The organism is Streptomyces sp. NPDC001617, from assembly GCF_053596855.1.
Genome location: NZ_JBSFHA010000115.1, coordinates 25,009 through 31,908, shown reverse-complemented (window position 1 = coordinate 31,908; position 6,900 = coordinate 25,009). Strand labels below are relative to the sequence as shown.

5 protein-coding genes are annotated in these 6,900 nt (G+C 66.9%); 1 reads left to right on the top strand and 4 read right to left on the bottom strand.

The genetic code is table 11. The annotated features are described in order from the left end of the window. Positions 1 to 35 precede the first annotated feature (35 nt). The 4 genes from ACWC09_RS47445 to ACWC09_RS47430 form a co-directional block, all read right to left on the bottom strand. Entirely contained in the window at positions 36 to 503 is a 468-nt protein-coding gene (locus tag ACWC09_RS47445; protein WP_450857933.1) for an LppU/SCO3897 family protein, read from the bottom strand. A gap of 124 nt (positions 504 to 627) precedes the next feature. After that, complete coding sequence (locus tag ACWC09_RS47440; RefSeq protein ID WP_450857931.1) at positions 628 to 1,890, bottom strand: MFS transporter; 1,263 nt, start codon at positions 1,888 to 1,890, stop codon at positions 628 to 630. Positions 1,891 to 2,009: 119 nt separating this feature from the next. Beyond that, positions 2,010 to 3,092, bottom strand: a complete 1,083-nt coding sequence (locus tag ACWC09_RS47435; RefSeq protein WP_450857930.1) for an inositol-3-phosphate synthase — start codon at positions 3,090 to 3,092, stop codon at positions 2,010 to 2,012. Between the two features lie 44 nt (positions 3,093 to 3,136). Next, a complete protein-coding gene (locus ACWC09_RS47430; protein WP_450857928.1) occupies positions 3,137 to 3,820 on the bottom strand; it encodes a helix-turn-helix transcriptional regulator in 684 nt (227 codons plus the stop codon). Positions 3,821 to 4,173: 353 nt separating this feature from the next. On the opposite strand from ACWC09_RS47430, the gene ACWC09_RS47425 reads away from it, so the two are divergent. Beyond that, positions 4,174 to 6,846: a transglycosylase domain-containing protein gene (locus tag ACWC09_RS47425; protein ID WP_450857926.1), complete on the top strand. Its 2,673-nt coding sequence runs from the start codon at positions 4,174 to 4,176 to the stop codon at positions 6,844 to 6,846. The last annotated feature ends 54 nt before the right edge of the window (positions 6,847 to 6,900 follow it).

Below are 6,900 nucleotides of genomic sequence, written 5' to 3'. Positions count from 1 at the left end.
CGTGAAACACCGCCCCCACAGGTCTGCTGCACGTGTTACTTGACTTCCTTCAGGCAAAGCACGACGTCGTGGCTGTCGCCGGTCTGGTAGTAGGAGATCGTCGCTTCCTTGACGGACTCGCACTTGCTGTCGTCGCTGGTGTTGTCGAACTTCTGGACAACCTTGAACTGCGCGTCGCTCGAGGAGCAGTCGACGGTCTTCAGGTCGGGCTTGGTCTGAGTGCCTTCGTTGTGCATGCAGCTGCCCACGGCGGTCGTCTCCGCGTCGGTCTTCCCCAGGTACCACTTGCCGACCGCGACGAGTATCGCGACGACTATGAAGGCGAGGATCCGCACCACCTTCTTGTTGACCCGTCTGCCCGGGGACGACGGCGGAACCGGCGCGTAGGGAGCGGTGCCCTGGGGCGGGTACGGGGCGGGCGGCTGCGGCTGGCCGTAAGCCTGCGGGGCCTGCGGCTGCTGACCCTGTGCGAACGGGTTCTGACCCTGGGGCGGAGTGGTCACTTGGGGATCCCCCTAGAAGAGTTGGTGAGCGGCGCACATAAGAGGCGCGTAAGACGCAGGTAAGTTACCGGTCTCCACTGACACTCCTGGAACGCAGAGGGACTCTGTGGCCTTCATGTGACACTTATCGGCGTTCAAAGCGGGCCATAGCCGTAGCAACCCCCCCGTAGACAACGGCGACCGACACGACCAGCGTTACCGAGCGGCCGTCCGGCGGCAGCATCAGGGCGGCCACCGCGGCGGCGCCGACGAAGGCGACGTTGAACAGGACGTCGTAGACCGAGAAGATCCGCCCGCGGAAGCCGTCGTCCACGGAGGACTGCACCACCGTGTCGGTCGCGATCTTCGCGCCCTGGGTGGTCAGCCCCAGGACGAACGTCGCGGCCAGCATGGGGCCGGTGGCGAACGGGAGACCGAGGGCGGGTTCCAGGACCGCGGCCACCCCGGCGCAGGCGACGATCCAGCGGCCCGGACCGAGCCGGCCCGCGGCCCACGGCGTCACCACGGCCGCCACGAAGAAACCGGCGGCGGATGTTCCCAACGCCAGCCCCAGCAGCCGCAGTCCCTCCTTCGTGGTCGAGGAGAAGGCGTACCGGCAGAGCATCAGCAGCATCACCAGCAGAGCGCCGTAGCAGAACCGCATCAGCGTCATCGTGACGAGCGCCCAGGCGGCCTCCCGGCGTGGCGGTGCAGCCAGATGTCGTACGGCTGCCGCCAGATCACGCGCTGTGCCGGCGAGCGCCGTGGGCAGGCGGGGCTGGACCAACTCGGGGTCCGGGCCCAGCTGTTCGCGCCCCAGGCGAAGGGATGCGAGCCCCGCGCACAGGTACAGAAGGGCGCCCAGCAGTACGACGGCGGCGTCGGAGTCCGCCACCACCAGCCGTACGACGAAGGCGAGGCCGCCGCCCGCGGTCGCGGCGAGCGTACCGGCGGTCGGGGAAAGGGAGTTGGCCATCACGAGGCGCTCGGCGTCGACCACGCGCGGGAGTGCGGCGGACAGGCCCGCGAGGACGAAGCGGTTGACGGCGGTGACGCTCAGCGCGGAGACGTAGAAGAGCCAGTCCGGGACGTGACTGAGGATCAGGAGGGCCGTCGCGGACGCCATCAGGGCGCGCAGGAGGTTGCCGTAGAGGAAGACCTGGCGCCGCCGCCAGCGGTCCAGGAGGACGCCGGCGAAGGGGCCCACGAGGGAGTACGGAAGGAGCAGGACCGCCATGGCGGAGGCGATCGCGGCCGCGGAGGTCTGTTTCTCCGGCGAGAAGACGACGTAGGCGGCGAGCGCGACCTGGTAGACGCCGTCGGCGCCCTGGGAGAGCAGTCGTACGGCGAGCAGGCGTCGGAAGTTCCTGAAGCGCAGGAGGACGCGCAGGTCACGAACGACGGCCATGGGCACAGCCTCACATACGGGGAGGGTCCCCGGGCGGACAACCCGGGGACCCTCAGAGCCCTGGCAGGAGCGTTTTCAGTGCGGTGCGGCGCTGCTCCAGCGCGCACCGTTGTGTCGTGCTAGCGCTCGACCTCTCCCTTGATGAACTTCTCGACGTTCTCGCGGGCCTCGTCGTCGAAGTACTGGACCGGCGGGGACTTCATGAAGTAGCTGGAGGCCGACAGGATCGGGCCGCCGATGCCGCGGTCCTTGGCGATCTTCGCGGCGCGCAGGGCGTCGATGATGACGCCGGCCGAGTTCGGGGAGTCCCAGACCTCGAGCTTGTACTCCAGGTTCAGCGGGACGTCACCGAAGGCACGGCCCTCGAGACGGACGTAGGCCCACTTGCGGTCGTCGAGCCAGGCGACGTAGTCGGACGGGCCGATGTGGACGTTCTTCTCGCCGAGGTCCCGGTCGGGGATCTGGGAGGTGACGGCCTGCGTCTTGGAGATCTTCTTGGACTCGAGGCGGTCTCGCTCCAGCATGTTCTTGAAGTCCATGTTGCCGCCGACGTTCAGCTGCATCGTGCGGTCCAGGACGACACCGCGGTCCTCGAACAGCTTCGCCATGACGCGGTGCGTGATGGTGGCGCCGACCTGGGACTTGATGTCGTCACCGACGATCGGGACGCCCGCCTCGGTGAACTTGTCCGCCCACTCCTTGGTGCCGGCGATGAACACCGGAAGGGCGTTGACGAAGGCGACCTTGGCGTCGATGGCGCACTGGGCGTAGAACTTCGCCGCGTCCTCGGAACCCACCGGCAGGTAGCAGACGAGCACGTCGACCTGCTTGTCCTTGAGGACCTGGACGACGTCGACCGGGGCCTCGGCGGACTCCTCGATGGTCTCGCGGTAGTACTTGCCGAGGCCGTCGAGGGTGTGGCCGCGCTGGACCGTGACGCCGGTGTTCGGCACGTCGGCGATCTTGATGGTGTTGTTCTCGGAGGCGCCGATGGCGTCCGCGAGGTCGAGGCCGACCTTCTTGGCGTCGACGTCGAACGCGGCGACGAACTCCACATCGCGCACGTGGTAGTCACCGAACTGCACATGCATCAGGCCGGGGACCTTGGACGCCGGATCGGCGTCCTTGTAGTACTCGACTCCCTGCACCAGCGACGCGGCGCAGTTGCCCACGCCGACGACGGCTACGCGAACCGAACCCATTCCGGTTGCTCCCTGTGTGTACGAGTGAGGCCCCGACTGGGCTCTCACGTGGCGGTGTCGTCGGGCGTATCCGGCCCGGGGGTGTCCCCGGGCCGGGGCAGGACGCCCGGCGCTCCATTGGTGGTGTCGTGCTGAGCGGGCTCCCCGGAGGTGGGACCACGAAGGTCCCGTCCGGCCCGCTCGCTCTCGATGAGCTCGTTCAGCCAGCGCACTTCGCGCTCCACGGACTCCATCCCGTGGCGCTGGAGCTCAAGCGTGTAGTCGTCGAGTCGCTCCCGGGTGCGTGCGAAGGAGGTGCGCATCTTGTCGAGGCGTTCCTCCAGCCGGCTGCGGCGGCCTTCCAGCACGCGCACGCGTACATCGCGGGACGTCTGCCCGAAGAAGGCGAAACGGGCGGCGAAGTGTTCGTCCTCGTACGCGTCCGGGCCGGTCTGCGAGAGCAGCTCCTCGAAGTGCTCCTTGCCCTCCGCCGTCAACCTGTAGACGATCTTGGCGCGACGCCCTGCGAGTGGTGCGGCGAGGGCGTCCTCAGGAGCGTTCCCCGACTCCTCGATCAACCAGCCGCTCGCGACCAGCGTCTTGAGGCAGGGATACAGCGTTCCGTAGCTGAAGGCGCGGAACACACCCAGTGACGTGTTCAGCCGCTTGCGCAGCTCGTAGCCGTGCATCGGGGACTCGCGGAGCAGGCCCAGAACGGCGAACTCGAGGATTCCGGACCGCCGGCTCATCCCCTCGCCTCCTCGCCTTTATCTCGCTCCGATGTATCGACTCGATACATCAAGACGATAGAACGGCCTTCCGGGTGCGACAAGTGGGGAGACGGTGAACGGGATCACATCACTTATTCATCCGAGGCAAGTTGCCTGATTTGGGGTGAACTTCGGGGCTCGGTGTGTTTTGACGGTGCGTAGTCTGTGCGCCATGCACACCACCGGGGACCGAGTGACGCAGGGGGGCGTCGTGGGCCCGGGTACCGTACGGATGAATGCACGATCGACCACATCCGTACTTCGGGGGGACCGGAAACCAGCCGCCGTTTCCAGGCGCGCAAGGGTGCGCCTGCCCGAGGAGTAGTCGTTCGATGAGCGAGCACCGTCGCAAACCGCCGCAGCCGCAGGAAGGCGGACGTGCCGCGGCCCGACGCGGCCAGTCCGGCTCGTCCTCCGGCCGCCGCGCGGCACCGCGGGGCGCCACCGGGTCCCCGGCCGATTACGGGTTCGGCCAGCCGGCCGACGAGGACCGGCCGTACGGCGGCCGTGCCGAGGCCCGCCGCGCGGCTCAGAGAAGCAGTGGAGGCAGCCGTCGCAGAGCGCCCGAGCCCGCCCGCGGAGGTCGACGCGGCGCGCCCGGCGGTCCGGCGGGCCCCGGTCGGGGCAGGGGGCGCTCGGCCCCTCCCGGCAAGAAGCGGTTCATTGACTATCCGCGCGCGGGCAAGTACGGCGCTGCGCGCTGGCTGCCTTCGTGGAAGCTGGTGACCGGCCTCTTCATCGGGTTCTTCGGCAGCATGGTGGCCGTCGCGGGTATCGCCTACGCCATGGTGGGCGTGCCGGACCTCGCGAAGACCGCCACGGCACAGAACAACGTCTTCTACTGGTCCAACAGGACCGAGATGGTCGCCACGGGCGGTGAGACGAACCGTCAGATCGTCAACCTCTCGCAGATCCCCAAGGAGATGCAGTACGCCGTCATCTCGCAGGAGAACAAGACCTTCGAGACCGACAGCGGCATCGACCCGAAGGGCATCGCCCGAGCCCTGTTCAACATGGCCAGAGGTGGTCAGACGCAGGGCGGTTCCACCATCACCCAGCAGTTCGTGAAGAACGCGATGCTGGACGACCAGTCCCAGACCATCTCACGGAAGTTCAAGGAGATCTTCGTCTCGATCAAGGTGGGTTCCACCATGAAGAAGGACGAGATCATGCAGGGCTACCTGAACTCCGCGTACTACGGGCGCGGTGCGTACGGCATCCAGGCGGCCGCGCGCGCGTACTTCGGAGTGGATGCCGTCGACTTGAATCCGGGCCAGTGCGCCTTCCTGGCGGCGATGCTCAAGGGCGCCACGTACTACGACCCGGCGGGTGCGCAGTCCATCGACTCGTCGGCCACCCCGGAGGCCAACACAAAGCGTGCTCTGGCTCAGATGCAGAACACGCTCGACAAGATGGTCGCGTACGGCCACCTGGACGCCGCGACGCGGGCGAAGTACACCACGCTCCCCAAGTGGCAGAACCCGAGGTCCAACAGCGACCTCAGGGGCCAGACCGGCTACCTGGTGGACCTCGCCAAGGCGTACCTGATCAACAACAAGATCCTCACCGCCGACCAGTTGCAGCAGGGCGGCTACTCGATCTACACGACCTTCGACAAGAAGAAGGTCAACGCGCTCGAGAAGTCGGTCGAGAACGTCCAGAAAGCCAACATCAAGCCCAAGCAGCGCCCCAAGACGGACACCCACGTCCAGTTCGGCGGCGCTTCCGTGGACCCGACGACCGGGGCCATCAAGGCCATCTACGGCGGTGAGGACGCCACCAAGCACTTCACCAACAACGCGGACGTGACTGGCGCCCAGGTCGGCTCGACCTTCAAGCCGTTCGTGCTCGCGGCGGCGATGCAGTGGGGTGTACGCGACCCCTCCGGCGGGAGCGAGCAGCCGCAGGACGAGCGCAAGCAGGTGTCCCCGAAGAGCCTGTACAGCGGCAAGAACAAGCTGAAGATCAAGGAGTACGACGGAACGGTCTGGAAGAACGAGAAGGGCGAGGAGTGGCTGCAGACCAACGACGGCAACGAGTCGTACGGCAATCCGCCGAACTATGACATCGACCTGCGTGAGGCGATGCGGGAGTCGGTGAACTCCGCCTACGTGCAGCTCGGCATGAACGTCGGTCTGAACAAGGTGAAGGACGCCGCCGTGGCTGCTGGTCTCAAGGAGGACAGCCTGGCCGGCACCAACTACCCGTCCTTCTCCATCGGTATCTCCGACCCGAGCGCCATCCGTATGGCGGGGGCCTACGCCACCTTCGCGGCCAGTGGCCAGCAGCGTGACCCGTACTCCGTGCAGACCGTCACGAGCAAGGACGGCACGATCTTCACGCACAAGGACAAGACCACCGAGGCGTTCACTCCGAAGGTCGCCGACAACGTCACCGACGTGCTGAGGACCGTGGTCGAGAAGGGCACGGGTACCAATGCCCAGCTGCCCGGACGTGAGGTGGCCGGAAAGACCGGTACCACCGACGGCAACAAGTCCGCCTGGTTCGTGGGCTACACCCCGCAGCTGGCGACGTCGATCACGATGTTCCGGTACGACGACGACGAGACCAAGAAGAACCGCACCTTCCTGAAGATGTACGGAACGGGCGGTCAGGAGAAGATCCACGGTGCCTCGTTCCCGGCCGAGATCTGGCACGACTACATGGCGGAGGCGCTGAAGGGCCAGCCGGCGAAGGACTTCCCGACGCCGCAGCCCATCGGTGAGGTCGTCAACGACGTGCCGAGTCCGACGCCGACCCCGACGCCCAGTGAGACGCTGACGAGTCCGACGCCCAGTCCGACGCCCAGCGAGACGCTGACCAGCCCGACGCCCACAGCGACCGAGTCCTGCCGGTTCAGCTGGCAGTGCACCGACACCGGTGGCACGGACACAGGAGGGACGGACGGAGGCGTGACCTCGACTCCGACGGCCACCGATACGTCAGGCACCGGCAACAGCAGAGGCAATGGCAACGGAGGACTCTTCGGAGGTTCCAGCGGTTAGCCGCCAAAGCTCCCGGCACGGGTGTTTCACGTGAAACACGCATATGTTTCACGT